The organism is Micromonospora taraxaci (assembly GCF_007830095.1).
Classification (GTDB): Bacteria; Actinomycetota; Actinomycetes; order Mycobacteriales; family Micromonosporaceae; genus Micromonospora; species Micromonospora taraxaci.
In genome coordinates, this window is sequence record NZ_VIWZ01000002.1 from 1 (window position 1) to 19,184 (window position 19,184).

Below are 19,184 nucleotides of genomic sequence, written 5' to 3' on the forward strand. Positions count from 1 at the left end.
CTGGTGATGCACAGCGACGGGGTGGCCGACCGGTGGCGGTTGGAGGACTACCCGGGTCTGGCGGAGCGCTCTCCGCTCGTCGTGGCGGCAACCCTCCTGCGCGACGCGGGTGTGCGACGCGACGATGCCTGCGTGCTCGTGGCAAGGTCCTGGACATGACCGGCGAGCCGGCCGCACAGCCGCTGCTCCAGATGGCGCTGCGGGTCGAGCAGGACATCTTCGTGATCCGTCAGCGGGGCCGCGAGGTGGCCGCCGTGGTGGGCCTCGAACACCAGGACCAGGTTCGGATCGCCACCGCACTCAGCGAGGTGGCCCGGGACCTGCTGGGGATGTCCGGCGGCGCGGACGTCACCTTCCACATCGACGCGGGTGCCGACGGCCGACACCACCTGCGCGCCGACCTCGCCCCGGTGACCCCGTTGCCCGCCGGCCACTACCAACCGCAGTCCGGCGCGGTGTCCCGACTGGTTGACACGTTGGGCGTGGCGACCGTCGAGGGGGTTACGGTCGTGAGGATGTCCCGACGAGTCCCGGCCAACGCGCCGATCCCGACCCCGGAGCGGTTGGCCGAGTTCCGCAGCGAACTCGGCCGTATCGCCCCGGCCAGCGCGTTGGACGAGTTGACAGCGCAGAACGGGCAGCTCATCGCGGCGCTCGACGAGGTACGCAGCCAACGTGACGAGCTGGCCGTGCTCAACGAGGAACTGGCCGAGACCAACCGTGGTGTGCTGGCGCTCTACAACCAGCTCACCGAGGAGTTGGAGGAGACCAACCGAGGGGTCGTCGCCCTCTACGCCGAACTGGACGAGAAGTCGGCCCAACTGCGGGCGGCGAGTGAGTCGAAGAGCCGGTTCCTCGCCAACGTGAGCCACGAGCTGCGCGCCCCGGTCACCGCGATCATCGGGTTGGGGCGGCTGCTCACCGACTCCGCCTCCGACCCGCTCACCGACGAGCAGGGCCGCCAGGTCGACCTGATCCGCTCGTCGGCGGCCGACCTGCTCAATCTGGTCAACGAGCTGCTGGACCTGGCGAAGGCGGAGTCCGGCCGGATCGAGCTGGACCTCTCGGACGTCGACCTGCGCCCGGTCTTCGGTCAACTGCGCGGCACACTGCGCGCGCTGGCCACCCGTCCGGAGGTGGAGCTGGTCGTGGAGGAGCCCAGCGCACCGGCTCTGCTGCGCACCGACGAGGTGCTGCTCGGCCAGGTGCTGCGCAATCTGCTGCACAACGGGTTGAAGTTCACCGAGCGCGGCGAGGTGCGACTGCGCGCCCACCGGCAGGGCGACAGGTGGACGTTCGAAGTCAGCGACACCGGGCCGGGCATCGCCCCCGAGCTGCACGACCGGATCTTCGAGGAGTTCTACCAGGTGCCGGGCGCCACCCGGGTCGGCGGCACCGGCCTCGGCCTGCCGTACGCCCGGCGGTTGGTGACGCTGCTCGGCGGGACACTGCAGCTGACCAGCGAGCCGGGCCGGGGCAGCACATTCCACGTCTCCCTACCCGTTGGCGGAGCGTGACGGCGTGGACGGCATGCCGGCGACCGTCCTGGTGGTCGATGACAGTCGTACCAAGCGCTACCTGCTGGTCAGCTGGCTGACCCGGGCCGGGTTCACAGTGCTCGAGGCCGAGAACGGCGCCGAGGCGTTGGCCCGGGTCGAGGTGGACCGGATGGACCTCGTCGTCCTCGACGTCCGGCTGCCCGACCTCAGCGGCTACGAGGTCTGCGAACAGATCAAGGTCCGTCACCCGGCGATGCCGGTGATCCACGTGTCGGCGCACGCCGTGGACGTCGCCGACCGGGCCCAGGGACTGACCCGGGGCGCGGACGCGTACCTGACCGAGCCGATCGAGCCGGAAGAGTTGATCGCCACCACCCGGGCGGTCCTGCGTTACTACCAGGCCCGGCAACGCGCCGAACTGCTCGCCGAGCGACTGCTCGGCCTGGCCGACACGACAGTGGCGGTGCACGCCGCGCCGACCTTCGCACGCCTGCTGGAGGCCGCCGCCGAAGGCGCCGCACAGATCTTCAAGAGCCCGGCGGCAGTGATCGCCGAGACGTTCGACGGGGACTGTCTCGCGGGGATCTGCGCCGCCCCCGGCGAGGCCGCCACAGTGGTGCCGTGGGTGGTGGACGACACCGGAGTGCCGACCGGTGCCACCGTCCGGGTGGAGGCCCCGGCGGACTGGGCGCTGGTTGACTGGCCGGCGGGCGACACGGTGACTGTCGCCGCCGCGAAGCTGCGCGAGGACCGGGCCCCGCTGTACGTGGTGGTCCCGACCGCCACCCAGACCGCGCGAACCCCGGTGCTCAAGCAGCTCGCTCAGGCGGTGGCGGCGGCCGTGGAGGGGCAGCGCTCGTTCGACGAGGAGCACCGGATAGCGGTGACCCTCCAGCGCAGCCTGCTCCCGCGCGGCCTGCCCGACGTGGCCGGGTTGGACCTCGCCGTGCGCTACGAGCCGGCCAGCGCCCAGACCGAGGTGGGCGGCGACTTCTACGAACTGGTGATGCTCGACGGGCACCTGCTGCTGGCGATCGGGGACGTGGCCGGCCACTCGCTGCACGCGGCGACAGTGATGGCCGAGCTGCGGCACGCGGTGCGGGCGTACGCGGTCGAGGGGCACCAGCCCGGCGAGATCCTGCACCGGGTCAACGAGCTGATGCGGACACTGCTGCCGAACGAGTTGGCCACGCTCTGCGTACTGCTGCTGCACCCACCGACCGGTCGGGTCCGGCTGGCCAGCGCCGGGCATCTTCCGCCGGTGCTCAGCCTGGACGGCAAGATCGAGTTCGTGCAGCACTCCGCACCGCTGCTCGGCGTCCGGGCACCTCGCCCGCCCGACCTGGAGTTCGTGCTGCCGGCCGGGGCCACGCTGGTGTTCTACACCGACGGGCTGATCGAGCGACGGGACGCGACAATCGACGAAGGGCTGGCCGCCCTCGCCGCGGTCTCCACCACTGTCGACGAGGACCTGGACCGCTTCTGCGCCCGGTTGCTGGTGGAGCTGGCCCCACCGGAGATCCAGGACGACGTCGCAGTGGTCGTCCTGCGCCGCCGCTGAGCGCGGGTGGTCAGCGCACCGACCGGGCGTACGCGGCGGGAGACACCCCGGCCACCGCGGTGAAGTCGCGCACCAGGTGGGCCTGGTCGCTGTAACCGAGGTCGGCGGCAAGGTCCGCCCAGCTCAGAGGGCCACCGGCAGCCTGTTCGACGGCCTCCTGGAGTCGGTAGCGGCGGATCACCCACTTCGGCCCGACGCCCACGTACTCCAGGAAGAGCCGTTGCAACCGGCGGACCGGAACGTCGTGCCGCGCGGCGAAGTCGCCGACCCGCAGCACCGTCCGGTCGGTGCGGATCGCCTCGGCCAGCCGGGTGGCCTCCTCGGCCACCGGATCCGGTGTGGGCTCCCAGGCGCTGAGCAGGGCGTCCAGGGCCTCGCAACGCTCCTCGTCGGTGCCCGCGCACATCCCGATCCCGGGGGATGCCAGGCGGCCCGTGGGCAGCGGCACCCGCCGGCCGGTCAGCTCACTCACCGGACGCTGCCAGAACGGGTGGAAGCCGCCGGGGCGGAACTGCACCCCGCACACGCGGCCGGTGCCGGTCAGGGTGATCCGGAACAGGTCACGACCCACACCCGCCACCTCGCCGGACGCGGCCCCGCTGCCGCTGCCGTCGCCGTCCCGCCGGAACACCACGTTCACCGCCGGGTGCGGCACGACCCGTTGCTCGAACGGTGTGTGCAACGCCCAGTCGATCAGCCAGTAGTGCTCGACCCAGCGGCGTAGCGGCTCCGCCGGCAGGTGCCGTCGGAAGCGCACCTCGCGCAGCATGCGCCCGGGGTCGAGAATCCCCCGGCTGTCGCCACGCGGTCGCTGTCGCATTTGTTCAAGACCACCCTCATACGCTGGCCCTATGACCACTCAGACTAGCGATCTGCTGGCGGCTGCCGCGCCGCGAACCGTCGACGTGGTGCGTGGCATCACCGACGACCAGCTCGACCTGCCCACGCCCTGCCGCGACTACGTGGTGCGTGACCTGCTCAACCACCTCTTCGAAGTGGTGGTCAACTTCCAGGGGCTGGCCGCGAAGCGGCCGGTGGAATGGGCCGAGAAGCCCGACCACCTCGGTGACGGCTGGCGGGACCGGTTCGAGGTGGAGACCGACCGGTTGGTCGCGGCGTGGTCGAATCCGTCCACACTGGAGGGCGTGTCGCCGGGTATGGGCCTGCCGCAGACCGTCGTGGGCGGAATGGCTCTGCTGGACCTGACCGTGCACGGCTGGGACCTCGCCGTCGCCACCGACCAGCCGTACCAGCCGGCCCCGGAGGCGGTGGCCGAGCTGCACGGACTGGTCGAGCGACTGGGCCCGACCGCCCGCAAGATGGGTGTCTTCGCCGACCCGGTCACCCACCCCACCCCGACCGACAGCCCCGACCTGGCCCACCTCCTGACCCAGACCGGCCGCATCCCCACCTGGCCCACCCCAACCCCCTGACCCCTCGTTCCGGTGATCAAGAGGTTTGCGTCAGATTGCGGCGCGTTCTTGACGCAAAGCTCTTGATCACCGGGGGCGGAGGGCCGGGGCCCGGTGCAGCGCGGGTGGGGTGGGGTTGTTGACTTGGCTATTCGCTGGGTGAATAGTGGGCGGTGTGTCCACGCCGCATGTTCTGCTCGGGTTGTTGGCTGCTGGCAGCCGGCACGGTTACGAGCTGAAGCGTGCGCACGACGAGCGGCTGCCGAGGGCGCGGCCGTTGGCCTTCGGGCAGGTCTACGCCACTCTCGGCCGCCTCGAACGCGACGGCCTGGTGGCCGCCGCCGGGCAGGATCGCGCGGGCGGGCCGGATCGCACTGCCTACGCGCTGACCGACCACGGACGGACCACGCTGGACCAGTGGCTGACCACTGTGGAACCGCCCATGCCGTACGTGGCCAGCACGCTCTTCGCCAAGGTCGTGGTGGCGCTCCTGGTCGCCGACGTCGACCGGGCCCGGTCCTACCTGATCGCCCAGCGCGCCGCGCACACCGCACGGCTGCGTGAGCTGACCACCGTCAAGGCCGACCCGGCCGCCACCCTCAGCGACGTGGTCGCGGCGGACTTCGCGATCTCCCATCTCGACGCGGACCTGAGGTGGTTGCACACCACCCTGGGCCGGGTCGCCGACTGGCACCGGGAGGTGCACCCGTGACGCAACTCCAGGCTCGCGGCGTGGTTCGGGCGTACGGCCCGACACCCGCGCTGCGCGGCGTGACGCTCGACGTGGCCGAGGGTGAGATCGTCGCCGTCACCGGCCCGAGCGGCTGCGGCAAGTCGACCCTGCTGCACTGCCTGGCCGGGATCCTCCGCCCGGACGTTGGCGAGGTCACCTGGCGTGGTCAGCGCATCGACACCTGGTCGGAGGCGGCCCGGTCCCGGCTGCGGCGCACCGAGTTCGGGGTGCTGTTCCAGTTCGGCCAACTGGTGGCCGAGTTGACCGCGGCGGAGAACGTCGCCCTTCCCCTGCTCCTCGCCGGCACGGGGCGGCGAGAGGCACGGACGGCGGCGCTCACCTGGCTGGACCGGTTCGGGGTGGCCGAGGTGGCCGACGTGCGCCCGGGTGAGATGTCCGGCGGTCAACAGCAACGCTGCGCCACGGCGCGGGCGCTGGTGACCGAGCCACGGGTGCTCTTCGCCGACGAGCCGACCGGCGCGCTGGACACGCTCACCGGCGAGCAGGTCCTCACCCAACTGGTCCGGCTCGCCCGGGAGCAGCGCACCACAGTCGTGCTGGTGACGCACGAGCCGCGGATCGCCGCGTACGCCGATCGGGAGATCGTGCTGCGTGACGGCCTGGTGGACCACACGGGCCTGGGGCTCGACGTGCCAGTGGTCGGCGGCACCCGGTGAGAGCGGCGACGCTGGTGCGCCTCGCGCTCGCCGGGAGCCGCACCGACGTCGCCCGGGTGGTGCTCACCGCACTCAGCGCCCTGCTGGCGACCCTGGCCGGGCTCTCGGCGCTGACCGTGCTGGCCATCCGCACGCCGGCGGCGACGCCTGAGAACCCGAACAGGTTGTCCGAGCAATACCACAACGCGCTGTTGAGCGAACCGGGCCTGCGCGGCGGAACGACGTTCGCGCTGCTCATGCTGATGGTTCCGGTGCTGGCGCTGGCCGGTCAGTGTGCCCGGCTCGGAGCGCCGGCGCGGGACCGCCGGTTGGCCGCGATCCGGCTCGCCGGTGCCACCCCCGGCCAGGTCACCCGGCTGGCCGTGCTGGAGACTGGCCTGGCCGCCCTGCTCGGCACGCTCGCCGGGCTGGGCGTCTACCTGGTCGGTCGCGAGCTGCTGCACCGGCCGGACGCGTGGGGCCAACTGGCCCTGCCGACCGATGTGATGCTGTCGTCCGGGGCGGTGACTGCCGTGGTGCTCGGTCTGCCGGTCGTCGCCGCGCTGCTCACCGCACTGATGCTGCGTACGGTCACCACCAGCCCGCTCGGCGTGAGCCGCAAGGCCGCCCGCGAGCGCGGCCCGAGGCCGTGGGCGGGATATCTGATCGGGCTCGGCGTGGTGTCGTTCGCGGCGATCCGCCCGATGTACGAACGGTTCGGCGACAACACCGTGGTGCTTGGCCGACTGGTCCCGTTGATGTTCGCGGTGAGTGCCCTCGCGGCGATGATCGGTGTGGTGATCGGCACCGGCTGGATCTCGTACCACTGCGGGAAGCTGATGCGACGATACGCCCGTCGGCCCCCGGCCCTGCTCGCGGCGGGCCGGCTGATGGCCGACCCGTGGGCGGGCAGCCGCACGTTCGCGGCGCTGCTCGCTGCCCTGATCTTCGGCGGGGGTGCGGCCGTCCAGCGTGCCTACTTCGCCACGAAGGACCAGCTCGACCGGGAGCAGAGCCAGCTCACCGGCGCGGCCGAGGTCCCCGACTCGTTCTACCTGTCCACAATGGATCTGGTCGACGTGGCGGTGGCGGTGGCCATCCTGATCGCAGCCGGCGGGCTGATCGTGGCGCTGGTCGAGGGGATCGTCGCCCGTCGACGGGCGTACGCCGCGTTGGTCGCCACCGGGGTGCCCCGAGCCACGCTTAGCCGTTCGGTGGCCTGGCAGGCGTTGGCCCCGGCGGTGCCGGCGATCCTGCTCGCGCTCACCGTGGGCACCCTGCTCGGCCGAGGGCTCGTCACGGAGGTGTCAGCGGGAGGTGGATCGACAATGACGTGTGAGGCCACCGCGGAGCTCTGTGCCGACCCTGCCACCAGGGGGCAGTACACCCGGATCGTGCACTTTCCCGAAGTCCACCGAGCTGTTCCCGTACCGCTCGAGCACCTGGCCTGGCTCGGTGCCGGTGGGTTGGTCGCGGTGCTGGTGACGGTCGGCGTCGGCCTGCTCTTCCTCCGCGTCAGCACCGCGCTGGACGAGCTGCGCACGACCTGAGCGCTCCGTGTGAGCAGGTCAGGCGGTGAGCAGGCCGGAGGAGAGCGCGATGAGCGCCCCGACCACGGCCGAGCAACAGCAGACGATGAGGCCGGCGACGATCGCGAGGATCAGCCAGACCCGGCGGTCCCGCGCCACCGCCGCCACGCTCGGCCGGCGGACGCCCTCGCCGGCTCCGCCGTCACCATCCGTAGCCCCGGTCACCCGGGAAGTGTAGGCCCCGACCCTCGTGCCGGCCCCGGTAACGCCGGCTGCTCCCACCTCGGCGAGGTGGCGCCATCTGGGCGCCCCGACACCCGCACATCGGCGACTCCGGGTCGATCACCACCGGAAGGTGGTGGTCTCCGAGGAGGAGACCACCACCACGATCGAGCGCGGGTCAGGCGCGGCCGATCCGGTCCAGGATCCAGGCGTTGATGAACGCCTCCTCGCGCCAGGCGTCGTAGCGACCGCTCGGACCGCCGTGCCCGGCACCCATCTCGGTCTTGAGCAGGTAGTCACCGCCCGGGGAGACCGCCCGCAGCCGGGCGATCCACTTCGCCGGCTCCGAGTAGAGCACCCGCGTGTCGTTGAGGCTGGTGACCGCGAGGATCGCCGGATAGTCGACGGCGGTGACGTTCTCGTACGGCGTGTAGGACTTCATGTACGCGTACACCTCGGGGTCCTCCAGCGGGTTGCCCCACTCCTCCCACTCGGTGACGGTCAGCGGCAGCGACGGGTCAAGGATCGACGTGAGCGCGTCCACGAACGGCACCTGCGCCACCACCCCGGTGAACGCGTCCGGCGCGATGTTGGCGACCGCGCCCATCAGCAGGCCACCGGCCGAGGCACCCCGGGCCACCAGCCGGTCGCTGGCCGTCCAGCCGGCCTTGACCAGGTGCCGGGCGCAGGCGACGAAGTCGGTGAAGGTGTTCTTCTTGGCCAGCAGTTTGCCCTGGTCGTACCAGCGCCTGCCCAGCTCACCGCCGCCCCGGGTGTGTGCCACGGCGAAGACCACACCCCGGTCCAGCAGGGACAGTCGGGCCACCGAGAACCACGGGTCCATGCTGGCCTCGTAAGAGCCGTAGCCGTACAGCTCGCAGGGTGCCGAGCCGTCCCGGGGCGTACCGACGCGGCAGACCAGGGAGATCGGCACGCGGGTGCCGTCGTCGGCGAGCGCCCAGTCGCGGTGCTGCTCGTACTCGGCGGGGTCGTACGGCCGGCCGTCCGGCCCGGGCAGCACCGGCTTCTGCTTACGCAGCACCATCTGCCGGGTGACCAGGTCGTAGTCGTACACCGAGTCGGGGGTGACCAGGGAGGAGTAGCGCAGGCGGACCTGCCCGGTGCGGTACTCCGGGTTGGCGTCCAGCCCGACGCTGTAGAGCGGCTCCGGGAAGTCGATGTCGTACGAGTCGTCGCTGCCGACCGGCAGCACCCGCAGCCCGGTGAGTCCGTCGGTGCGCAGCGACACCACCAGGTGGTTGGCGAAGGCGTCAACGGCTTCCAGCCGGGTGCCGGGGGTGTGCTCGATCACCGGCACCCAGTCGCCCGGCGCGTCCGCCGAGGTGAACGCCAGCGCGAAGTCCTCCGCGCCGTCGTTGTGCAGGATCAGGAAACGGTGCCCGTGGTGCTCCACCGCGTACTCGACACCCTGGCGTCGGGGGGCGATCGCGGCCGGCGCGCCGGCCGGGTTGCCGGCGGGGATCACCAGCACCTCGCTGGTCACCTTGCTGTGGATGTCGATCAGGATGAACTTCTCCGAGCGGGTCAGCTCCACGCCGACCCAGAACCGCTCGTCGTCCTCCTGGTGGACCACCACGTCGTCGGCGGCGGCCGAGCCGACGGTGTGCCGCCACACCCGGTTCGGCCGCCAGGCGTCGTCCACCGTCACGTAGAACAGCACCGAGGCGTCGGACGACCAGGCGGTGCCGTAGAAGGTGTCGGGCACCTCGTCGGGCAGCAACTCGCCGGTGGTCAGGTCCTTCACCCGCAGGGTGAACCGCTCGTCGCCGGAGAAGTCGGTGGAGTAGGCCAGCCAACGACCGTCCGGGCTGACGTCGAACGCGCCCAGCGAGAAGAAGTCGTGCCCCTCGGCCAGCAGGTTGCCGTCGAGCAGCACCTCCTCACCGTCGAGCGGGGCGCCGTCGGCGCTGACCGGCGGGTCGATCTCACCGTCGCGTACCGCGCGGCGGCAGTGCACCCCGTACTGCTGCCCCTCGACCGTCCGGGTGTAGTACCAGTGCCCGCCCTTGCGGGTCGGCACGGACAGGTCGGTCTCCCGGGTGCGTTGGCGGGTCTCCTCGAACAGTGCGGCGCGTAGGTCGGCCAGGTGTGCCGTGCGCGCGTCGGTGTACGCGTTCTCGGCCGTCAGGTAAGCGATTGTCTCCGGATCGTCCTTGGCGGCGAGCCAGGCGTACTCGTCGATGACGGTGTCGCCGTGGTGGGTGCGCTCGCTGGGCACCCGCTTCGCCGCGGGCGGGGCAGTCTCGGTGGTCACGGCGGCCACGTTACCGGCAGCCACCCGTCGTACGCCGGACCAGCGGCATCCTGATAGTCCTCACCACGTCTTTCGAACACATGTACGATAGCCGCCATGGCGGCAGCAGCGAGTTCCCTCGGCCGGTCCGGAGCCCTCGAGATCACCCGACGATTGGCGGCCATCTGTGGCCCACCGTTCTCCCGGCTGGGTGGGCCGGCCGACGAGGTCGCCGGGCGGCCGGCGCGTTGGGTGGCGGTGCCGGGCGGACCGCACGCCGCGGCCGAGGTTCTGCGGCTGGCTGCCGCGCACGACCTGGCGGTCGTGCCCAGGGGCGCCGGCACGAAGATCGACTGGGGTGCCACGCCGGTGCAGGTGGACATCATGCTCGACACCGGCCGGCTGGCCGGCATCGGTCACGAGCCGGTCGGCGCGCTGGTCGCCGAGGTGGGCGCCGGCACCCCGCTGCGGGCCGTGCAGGCCACGTTGGAGCGCACCGGGCAGCGGCTGGCGATGGACGCCCCGTCGCCCGGTGCGACCCTCGGCGGGGTGCTCGCCGCAGGCGAGGCGGGCCCGCTCAGTCACCGTCACGGCAGCCCGTGCGACCAACTGCTCGGTGTTCGTTACCTCGCCGCCGACGGTGAGCTGGTGAGCGCCGGCGGTGGCGCACCCGGGCTCGACCTGGCCCGGCTGCTCTGCGGCTCCCAGGGCGCGCTCGGCGTGCTGGTCTCGGCGACTCTGCGGGTGCAGCCGGTCCCGGCGAGCCGGCTGTGGGTGTCCCGTCCGGTGTGGACACCGTTGGAGGTGCACGACCTGGTCCGGACGATCCTCGCCGCCCGACTGGAGCCGGCGGCCATCGAGCTGGACCTGCCCGGAGGCATGCCCCGGCCGCGTCATCCGTACCCACCGGGTCACCCGGCCGCCACCGCTCGCGAGCGCCACCCGTCGATGTCCGGCCGGGCCGGTGCGCCGTCGCGGGCGGGCAGCCTGGTGGTGCTGTTGGAGGGCGGGCCCGCCGACGTCACCGAACGCGCCGAGCGCCTGGTCGGTCTGCTGCACGGGGAGGCGACGATCGCCCACTCCGCGCCGACGTGGTGGCGTCGATACCCGTTCGCCCCCGGCGACACCGCACTACGACTTGAGGTGCCGATCGGCGACCTGCACGCCGCCGTCTACGCGTTGCGCGACGCGGCCGGCGCGCCGGTGCCGGTGCGCGGGTCCGCCGGCCTGGGCGTGGTGCACGCGGCACTGCCCGGAGCGCTGGCCCCCGACCGGGTGGCGTCCATCCTGGCCGCCGTCCGAGGTGTGCTGCTGGCCCGGCAGGGCCGGTGCGTGGTGGTCTCCGCCCCGCCGGCGGTGCGGCGTGCCGTCGACCTCTGGGGCGAGCTGGCCGGCCTGACGCAACTGCGGGCGGCCAAGGAGCACCTCGATCCGGAGCACCGGCTCGCGCCCGGGCGTCTTCCGGGCGGTCTGTGACCGGTCAGTCCAGCCACCAGCTGTGCATGTCCAGCAGCGGTGGGGTGAAGCGGGCCACCAGCACCAGCAGGCCGCCGACCGCCCCGGTCAGCAGCAGCGCCCGCGTCACCCGGGGCAGGGCTTCCCGCTCGCGGGCGACCACCGCCACCGCGGCGATCGCCAACGGCAGGCCGAGCACCGCACCCGCCAGGTAGAGCATCCCGACCACTGCGTAGAGCCAGAAAAACGGGTTCACCCCGTCCATCCCGAACGGGATCACGTCCTTCGGGTCGTAGGCCCCGGTCAGCATCTCGGCCGGGCCGACACCGGCGGTCGCCATTCGACCCAGGTAGAGCAGCAGCACGGCGAGGAACGCGCCGATGGTCGCCAGCTGCGCGGTGACCAGGGCCCGGACCACCCGCCGAGAGTACGGTGTGGCCTGCGCGGCGATCGACATGAGCGTCAATCTACCGAGCGGACCCGACGTTCGTGGGCCGCGCGCGGCGTGCCACGTGCGGCGGGTTCAAGCCGTCTGCGACGGGTCAGGTGGCGTCGTTGCGGAGCACCAGGACGGCGATGTCGTCCCGGGGCGGCTCGGCCGAGAAGTTGATAGCGGCGGAGCGCAGCCGGGCGGCCACCACGTCGGCCGAATAGCCGGCCAGGGGCGCTGCGGCGTCCCGCAGACGGTCGGTGCCGAACAGCTCCCGGCCCCGTCGCCGCTCGGTGACGCCATCGGTGTAGAAGATCAGCGAGTCGCCGGGCGCGAGCGCGATCTGCGCCGTCGGCGAGGTGATCGTGTCGAGCAGGCCGAGCGCGGTGCCGCCGGTGCCGACGAACCCCGCACCGCCCGCTGCCGACAGCAGCACCGGCCGGTCATGCCCGGCCAGGTGCAGTGACACGTCGAGTGTGTCGCCCTCCCCGGGCCCGACCGCCGCCAGCGCCAACGTGCAGTATCGCCCGCCGCCCCGCTCGACGAGCGTCTCGTTGAGCCGCGCCAACACCTCCGGCAACGGTTTACCGTCACCGACCAGCACCCGGATCACATCCCGGACCAACCCGGTCACGGCGGCGGCCTGGACACCCTTGCCCGAGACGTCACCGATCACCACCAGCCAACGCCCGTCGGGCAACGGCACCACGTCGTAGAAGTCGCCCCCCACCTCGGCGTCGTCGCCGGTCGGCACGTACTCGGCGGCGAAACCGATCCCGTCCACGACGGGAAGGACCGGCGGTAGCAGGGACTGCTGAAGCGTCTGCGCCACGCGGCGGCGCTCGGCGTGGATCCGCGCGTTCTCGATGGCCAACGCTGCCCGCCGGGCCACGTCCTCCAACACGGCCACCTCGTCCGGGTCGTGCCGGTGCCGCTGGTGCCGCCCCACCGCCAGGGTGCCGAGCCGCTGGCCACGGGCGATCAGCGGGACCGCGAAACCTTCCATCGGCCCGCCCAGGGGGATCTGCGCCGCGCTGCGTGACGCCTCGCGCAGGCGGGCCTGGATCGAATCCGGCCCGGTCTCCGCCAGCACCTTGTGCAGTTGCGGGAGCGTCGACTCGTCGGCGTGGCTGGCCGCCGCCAGCCGCAGCCGGCCCCACTCGTCGGTGGTGTGCACCGCGCACCACTGGCCGAGGCGCGGCACCACCAACTGCGGCACCAGCGCCATGGTCAGGTCGACGTCCAACGACTGGGCGAGCAGCTCACTCGCCTCGGCGAGGAACGTCAGCCACACCTGCCGGCGGACGTCGGCCCGGCGCAGCCGGTCGTTCTCCAGGTGCAGCGACAGACGCTCGGCGGTCAGCACCGCCAACGGCCGGGCGTACGCCGACGGGGCGGCGTCCAACTCCAGCTCACCGGCGTACGGGCGGTGCACGGTCAGCGGCACCCGGAGCAGCTCACTGCCGGGGCGGGGCGGTCGACCGAAGCGGGCCAACACCTGCCGACCCTGCCCGTCGCCCCGGTCCAGGCGGATCGTGCCGCCGGCCGCGCCCACCATCTCGGCGACCCGGCTGAGGAGGCTGGTGGCGAAGTCGGGCAGGGGGTCGTCCGCGTACAGGTCGGGCGCGGTCTGCATGAGTTCGCTCATCGCGCTGGCGCTCGGCGCGGACTTGTCCAGGGCCGTACCTGGGCCGGCGCTGGTCGGTGCCGACGCGCCACCGGCGAGGTCCTCGGCCGACGTCTCGGCGCCGGGGCGGTCCAGCCGGAACCAGACGCCCTTCCCGGTGGGCAGGTACGTCGTGCCCCAGCGGCTGGCGAAGTGGTCGACCAGCAGGAGGCCCCGGCCCCGCTCGGAGACCTCGTTGATCTCCGTGGAGTCGTTGCGGGCGCCGACGGTCAGCTCGTCGCCGGAGCCGGGCGCGAAGTCGGAGACGGTGACTGTCAGCCCGATCTCGTCGGCGACGACCTCGATGTCCAACTCGGTGCGGGCGTGCTCCACGGCGTTGGTGGTCAGCTCGGTGGTGAGCAGTAGCGCTTCGTTGACCAGCTCGTCCAGGTGTGACTCGGTCAACACCGAGCGGACCACGGCGCGGGCGGCGGCTGGCGTACGGCGATCTGCGGGCAGCCGGACACGCCGGACCGCCCCGTCCCGGGCCCCGGTCGTCGCCGTCCCCGTCTCGGCTGACACCCCCGTATCCTCTACCGTCCCCCTGCCGGGTGCCAAGCCGATCACCCTCGCGAGCCTTCCGCCCGGGCGGAGAGAGCAACCGAGCCGTGTCCGGACTCCGCCTCGGGGCGGCCGCCCGCACGGAACAGGCAGTCCGGGCCTGTTGGTCACGCCTGCGAGGTCTGCGGCGGCCTGTGCCCGATCCAGCGTCATCGAGGCGGTCCGGGTGGGGATCCCTGCCACCTGGCGGGTCGCGCACCCTGGCACTACGGCTCGCGCGGGCACAATATGGGGTGCCGGTGTGTCGCACGGACCGGTGCCCCCGAGTTGAGCGAGGAATGATGACCACGGCGAAGCAGTCGGTGGCGGATCCGTCCGCGCCCGACCACGAGGCGCTCCTCGGTGAGTTGACCGAGGCACTGCGGCGGATCGGCCGCGGCGACCTGAAGGTCCGGCTTCCCCGCCGCGCCGGCGCGGCCGGTGAGGTGGCGGACGCCTTCAACGAGGTGGTCTCGCTCCAGGAGCGGCAGTACCTGGACCTGCGGCGGATCAGCCGGATCGTCGGTCGGGACGGCCGGCTCACCGAGCGGCTGGACGACGAAGGGCTGGACGGCTCCTGGGCGGAGGGGCAGCGGGCGATCAACTCGCTGATCGACGACCTGGGTCGACCGACCACCGAGATCGCCCGGGTCATCGTGGCGGTCGCGGACGGTGACCTGTCGCAGCACATGGCGTTGGAGATCGACGGCCGGCCGCTGCGCGGTGAGTACCTGCGCATCGGGCGCACCGTGAACACGATGGTCGACCAGCTGTCCTCGTTCTCCAACGAGGTGACCCGGGTGGCCCGTGAGGTGGGCACCGAGGGCAAGCTGGGCGGTCAGGCGGACGTCCGGGGTGTCGCCGGCACCTGGAAGGACCTCACCGACTCGGTGAACACCATGGCGTCGAACCTGACCTACCAGGTCCGGTCGATCTCCCAGGTGTCGACTGCGGTGGCGAAGGGTGACCTCTCCCAGAAGATCACCGTGTCGGCCAAGGGTGAGGTCGCCGAGTTGGCGCACACCATCAACTACCTCACCGACACGCTGCGGCTCTTCGCCGAGCAGGTGACCCGGGTGGCCCGCGAGGTGGGCACCGAGGGCAAGCTCGGTGGTCAGGCCGAGGTGCCGAACGTGGCCGGCACGTGGAAGGACCTGACCGACAGCGTCAACTCGATGGCGTCGAACCTGACCGCCCAGGTCCGCAACATCGCGCAGGTCTCGACGGCGGTGGCGCGCGGTGACCTGTCGCAGAAGATCACGGTGGCCGCGCAGGGCGAGATCCTGGAGCTGAAGGACACCGTCAACACGATGGTGGACCAGTTGTCGTCGTTCGCCGACGAGGTGACCCGGGTGGCCCGTGAGGTGGGCATCGAGGGCAAGCTGGGCGGTCAGGCCCAGGTGCGGGGCGTGTCCGGCACGTGGCGTGACCTCACCGAGAACGTCAACCAGCTCGCCGGCAACCTGACCAGCCAGGTTCGCAACATCTCCCAGGTCTCCACCGCCGTCGCGAAGGGTGACCTGTCGCAGAAGATCACCGTGGACGCCCAGGGCGAGATCCTGGAGCTGAAGAACACCGTCAACACGATGGTGGACCAGTTGTCGTCGTTCGCCGACGAGGTGACCCGGGTGGCCCGCGAGGTGGGCACCGAGGGCAACCTGGGCGGTCAGGCGCAGGTGAAGGGCGTTTCCGGCACGTGGCGGGACCTGACCGACAACGTGAACTCGATGGCGTCGAACCTGACCAGTCAGGTCCGCAACATCGCCTCGGTGACCACGGCGGTGGCGAAGGGTGACCTGTCGCAGAAGATCACGGTGGACGCGCGGGGCGAGATCCTGGAGTTGAAGTCCACTGTCAACACGATGGTGGACCAGTTGTCGTCGTTCGCCGACGAGGTGACCCGGGTCGCGCGTGAGGTGGGCACTGAGGGCAAGCTCGGCGGCCAGGCTCAGGTACGCGGCGTCGCCGGCACCTGGCGGGACCTGACCGACAACGTGAACTCGATGGCGTCGAACCTGACCGCCCAGGTCCGCAACATCGCGCAGGTTTCCACGGCGGTGGCGAAGGGTGACCTGTCGCAGAAGATCACGGTGGACGCGCGGGGCGAGATCCTGGAGTTGAAGTCGACAGTCAACACGATGGTGGACCAGTTGTCGTCGTTCGCCGACGAGGTGACCCGGGTGGCCCGTGAGGTGGGCACCGAGGGCAAGCTCGGTGGTCAGGCGCAGGTGAAGGGCGTGTCGGGCACGTGGCGGGATCTGACCGACAACGTGAACTCGATGGCGTCGAACCTGACCAGCCAGGTCCGCAACATCGCGTCGGTGACCACCGCCGTGGCGAAGGGTGACCTGTCGCAGAAGATCACGGTGGACGCCCAGGGCGAGATCCTGGAGCTGAAGTCGACAGTCAACACGATGGTGGACCAGCTGTCGTCGTTCGCCGACGAGGTGACCCGGGTCGCGCGTGAGGTCGGCATCGAGGGCAAGCTCGGTGGTCAGGCGCAGGTGAAGGGCGTGTCCGGCACGTGGCGGGACCTCACCGAGAACGTCAACCAGCTCGCCTCGACGTTGACCACGCAGCTGCGGGCCATCGCCCAGGTGTCCACCTCGGTGACCAGGGGCGACCTGACCCAGCGGATCGCGGTCAAGGCGCAGGGCGAGGTCGCCGAGCTGAAGGACAACATCAACCAGATGATCGTCACCCTCCGGGAGACGACGAAGAAGAACGCCGAGCAGGGCTGGCTGGACTCCAACCTGGCCCGGATCGGTGGCCTGTTGCAGGGCCAGCGCGACCTCGGCGAGGTCTGCCGCATGATCATGACGGAGGTGACGCCGCTGGTCGACGCCCAGCTCGGCGCCTTCTTCCTCGCCGACGACACCGACGGCAGCATGCGACTGCGGCTGACCTCCTCCTACGGGTACGTGGCGCGGGGCACCGACGTCACCTTCGGACCGGGTGAGGGGCTGGTCGGGCAGACCGCGTTGTCCCGCCGCACGATCCGGGTCAGCGCCTCCCCGAACAGCCGGCTCACCCTGCGGTCCGGTCTGGCCGAGACACCTCCGTCCGACCTGGTGGTGCTCCCCGTCCTGTTCGAGGGCGAGCTGCTCGGGGTGATCGAGTTCGCCAGCGTGTCGGCGTTCTCCGAGCTGCACCTCGCGTTCCTGGAGCGGTTGGTGCTCACCATCGGCATCGCGGTCAACACCATCCAGGCCAACCGGCGTACGGAGGAGTTGCTGGCCCAGTCGCAGCGCCTGGCGCACGAGATGCAGGAGCAGTCGGCGGAGTTGCAGCGCACCAACGCCGAGTTGGAGGAGAAGGCCACCCTGCTCTCCGAGCAGAAGGGCAACATCGAGACGAAGAACCGGGAGATCGAGCTCGCTCGGCTGGGCCTGGAGGAGAAGGCGCAGCAGTTGACCCGGGCGTCGGCCTACAAGTCCGAGTTCCTGGCCAACATGAGCCACGAGCTGCGTACGCCGCTGAACTCGTTGCTGCTGCTGGCCCGCCTGCTGGCGGAGAACTCGGAGCAGAACCTCAGCCCGAAGCAGATCGAGTTCGCCCGGACCATCCACGGGTCCGGCTCCGACCTGCTGCGTCTGATCGACGACATCCTCGACCTGTCCAAGATCGAGGCGGGTCGGATGGACGTCGAGCCGACCGAGATCCGCTTCACCGAGCTGCGCGGGTTCGTCGAGCAGGCGTTCGCGCCGCAGGCCGAGGAGAAGAACCTGGACTTCCAGGTACGGGTGAGCAAGGATCTGCCGCCGGCGCTGGTGACCGACGCGCAGCGGTTGCAGCAGATCCTGCGCAACCTGCTCTCCAACGCGGTGAAGTTCACCGACAACGGTGCGGTGACGCTGCGGATCGCCCCGGCGGCGGAGAACGCGGTGTTCGATGTGCCGGCGCTGACCAACGCCCAGCAGGTGATCGCGTTCACCGTGATCGACACCGGGATCGGCATCTCCGACGACAAGTTGTCGATCATCTTCGAGGCGTTCCAGCAGGCGGACGGCACGACCAGCCGCCGCTACGGCGGCACCGGCCTGGGTCTGTCGATCAGCCGCGATCTGGCCCGGTTGATCGGCGGCACCATCACCGTGTCGTCAGCGCCCGGCCAGGGTTCGACGTTCACGCTGTTCGTGCCGCAGGTGCTGGCTCCGGACGCGGTCGTCGCGCCCCAGCCGCCGTCTCCGCAGCGGGCCGGCCTGCCGTCGTCGCTGCTCATGCCGCCGCTGGAGCTGCTTCCGGAGCGGCCGGAGGCGCCGGCCACCCGTCAACTGGACGGCGCCACAGTCCTGATCGTGGACGACGACGTCCGGAACGTCTTCGCCTTGACCAGCGCGTTGGAGCTGCACGGGATGACCGTGCTGTACTCGGACAACGGGGCGGACGGTGTCCGCCTGCTGGCCGAGCATCCGGAGGTGGACATCGTGCTGATGGACGCCATGATGCCCGACCAGGACGGTTACGAGACCACGCGCCAGATTCGCCGCAACCATCGCTTCGCAGACCTGCCGGTGGTCTTCCTGACCGCGAAGGCCATGCCTGGTGATCGTGAGTCGGCGCTCGCTGCCGGGGGCAGCGACTACATCACCAAGCCAGTCGACCTGGACGATCTGATCGAGTTGATGTCGTCCTGGATCAACGGCAGCCGCACCGAGGAGACTTCGTGACCCAGATGGCCAAGGCGCTGCTCGTGGACGACCGGCGGCAGAACCTGACGGCCCTGGAGGCCATCCTCCAGGGCCTGCCGGTCCAGTCCGTCGCGGTGGAGAGTGGCGAGGCGGCGCTCAAGCAGCTCCTGGTGGACGACTTCGCGGTGATCCTGCTGGACGCGCAGATGCCGGACATGGACGGCTTCGAGACGGCGAGTCACATCAAGCGCCGCGAGCGGACCCGGCACGTGCCGATCATCTTCCTGACCGCTGCCGACCGGGATGCCCAGCTCGCCCTCCGGGGCTACCAGGTGGGCGCTGTGGACTACCTGACCAAGCCGTTCGACCCGTGGGTGCTGCGGGCCAAGGTGTCGGTCTTCGTCGAGCTGTGGGTGAAGACCCGGCAGTTGGCCGCCCAGTCGGACCTGGTCCGGGAGCGTGACACGCAGTGGCGGAGGCTCACCGACGCGGTCGACGAGGCGACGACCATGCTGCGTTCCGACGACGGGGAGGCCCGGGAGCGGGCGGTACGCATGCTGGAGCAGGCCCGTTGGGGCAACACCGCCTGACGGCGG

General features: G+C 71.3%; 14 protein-coding genes and 1 pseudogene. 10 read left to right on the plus strand and 5 right to left on the minus strand.

Features of this window, described 5'->3' with window-relative positions:
• The 3 genes and pseudogenes from FHU34_RS33935 to FHU34_RS29130 form a co-directional block, all read left to right on the plus strand.
• Positions 1–159, plus strand: a pseudogene (locus FHU34_RS33935) (transcriptional regulator); the annotation flags it as partial.
• Complete coding sequence (locus FHU34_RS29125; RefSeq protein WP_145778098.1) at positions 156–1,517, plus strand: sensor histidine kinase; 1,362 nt, start codon at positions 156–158, stop codon at positions 1,515–1,517. The pseudogene FHU34_RS33935 and the gene FHU34_RS29125, both read left to right, overlap by 4 nt.
• A gap of 13 nt (positions 1,518–1,530) precedes the next feature.
• Positions 1,531–3,060 carry a SpoIIE family protein phosphatase gene (locus tag FHU34_RS29130; protein ID WP_208745235.1) on the plus strand — a complete coding sequence of 510 codons (1,530 nt, stop codon included), beginning with the start codon at positions 1,531–1,533 and terminating at the stop codon, positions 3,058–3,060.
• 10 nt (positions 3,061–3,070) lie between these two features.
• Here FHU34_RS29130 and FHU34_RS29135 read toward each other — a convergent pair whose 3' ends face one another.
• Positions 3,071–3,880: a helix-turn-helix domain-containing protein gene (locus FHU34_RS29135; RefSeq protein ID WP_145785858.1), complete on the minus strand. Its 810-nt coding sequence runs from the start codon at positions 3,878–3,880 to the stop codon at positions 3,071–3,073.
• 31 nt (positions 3,881–3,911) lie between these two features.
• On the opposite strand from FHU34_RS29135, the gene FHU34_RS29140 reads away from it, so the two are divergent.
• The 4 genes from FHU34_RS29140 to FHU34_RS29155 all read left to right on the plus strand — a co-directional run bounded on the left by FHU34_RS29140 (position 3,912) and on the right by FHU34_RS29155 (position 7,411).
• Entirely contained in the window at positions 3,912–4,493 is a 582-nt protein-coding gene (locus tag FHU34_RS29140; protein ID WP_145785859.1) for a TIGR03086 family metal-binding protein, read from the plus strand.
• A 154-nt stretch (positions 4,494–4,647) separates the two neighbouring features.
• On the plus strand, positions 4,648–5,184 hold the full coding sequence (locus tag FHU34_RS29145) for a PadR family transcriptional regulator (RefSeq protein ID WP_145785860.1): 537 nt from the start codon (positions 4,648–4,650) through the stop codon (positions 5,182–5,184).
• The gene (locus tag FHU34_RS29150; protein WP_145785861.1) at positions 5,181–5,882 is read left to right on the plus strand and encodes an ABC transporter ATP-binding protein; all 702 of its coding nucleotides are present in this window, start codon (positions 5,181–5,183) and stop codon (positions 5,880–5,882) included. Before FHU34_RS29145 ends, FHU34_RS29150 begins: the two co-directional genes overlap by 4 nt.
• The gene (locus FHU34_RS29155) at positions 5,879–7,411 is read left to right on the plus strand and encodes an FtsX-like permease family protein (protein WP_145785862.1); all 1,533 of its coding nucleotides are present in this window, start codon (positions 5,879–5,881) and stop codon (positions 7,409–7,411) included. The genes FHU34_RS29150 and FHU34_RS29155 overlap by 4 nt, the downstream gene beginning before the upstream one ends.
• An 18-nt stretch (positions 7,412–7,429) precedes the next feature.
• Here the strand turns inward: FHU34_RS29155 and FHU34_RS29160 are convergent, their stop codons facing one another.
• Together FHU34_RS29160 and FHU34_RS29165 are read right to left on the minus strand one after the other, a co-directional pair.
• On the minus strand, positions 7,430–7,615 hold the full coding sequence (locus FHU34_RS29160) for a hypothetical protein (RefSeq protein WP_145785863.1): 186 nt from the start codon (positions 7,613–7,615) through the stop codon (positions 7,430–7,432).
• 175 nt (positions 7,616–7,790) lie between these two features.
• The gene (locus FHU34_RS29165; RefSeq protein ID WP_145785864.1) at positions 7,791–9,887 is read right to left on the minus strand and encodes a S9 family peptidase; all 2,097 of its coding nucleotides are present in this window, start codon (positions 9,885–9,887) and stop codon (positions 7,791–7,793) included.
• A 96-nt stretch (positions 9,888–9,983) separates the two neighbouring features.
• On the opposite strand from FHU34_RS29165, the gene FHU34_RS29170 reads away from it, so the two are divergent.
• The gene (locus FHU34_RS29170) at positions 9,984–11,342 is read left to right on the plus strand and encodes an FAD-binding oxidoreductase (RefSeq protein ID WP_145785865.1); all 1,359 of its coding nucleotides are present in this window, start codon (positions 9,984–9,986) and stop codon (positions 11,340–11,342) included.
• Positions 11,343–11,346: 4 nt separating this feature from the next.
• Here the strand turns inward: FHU34_RS29170 and FHU34_RS29175 are convergent, their stop codons facing one another.
• Positions 11,347–11,778, minus strand: coding sequence for a hypothetical protein (locus tag FHU34_RS29175; protein ID WP_145785866.1), 432 nt, complete (start codon positions 11,776–11,778; stop codon positions 11,347–11,349).
• 85 nt (positions 11,779–11,863) lie between these two features.
• A complete protein-coding gene (locus tag FHU34_RS29180) occupies positions 11,864–13,939 on the minus strand; it encodes a SpoIIE family protein phosphatase (protein ID WP_145785867.1) in 2,076 nt (691 codons plus the stop codon).
• A 320-nt stretch (positions 13,940–14,259) separates the two neighbouring features.
• On the opposite strand from FHU34_RS29180, the gene FHU34_RS29185 reads away from it, so the two are divergent.
• Together FHU34_RS29185 and FHU34_RS29190 are read left to right on the plus strand one after the other, a co-directional pair.
• Entirely contained in the window at positions 14,260–18,627 is a 4,368-nt protein-coding gene (locus tag FHU34_RS29185) for a HAMP domain-containing protein (protein ID WP_145785868.1), read from the plus strand.
• Positions 18,624–19,178 carry a response regulator gene (locus FHU34_RS29190; RefSeq protein ID WP_145785869.1) on the plus strand — a complete coding sequence of 185 codons (555 nt, stop codon included), beginning with the start codon at positions 18,624–18,626 and terminating at the stop codon, positions 19,176–19,178. Before FHU34_RS29185 ends, FHU34_RS29190 begins: the two co-directional genes overlap by 4 nt.
• Positions 19,179–19,184: the final 6 nt, after the last annotated feature.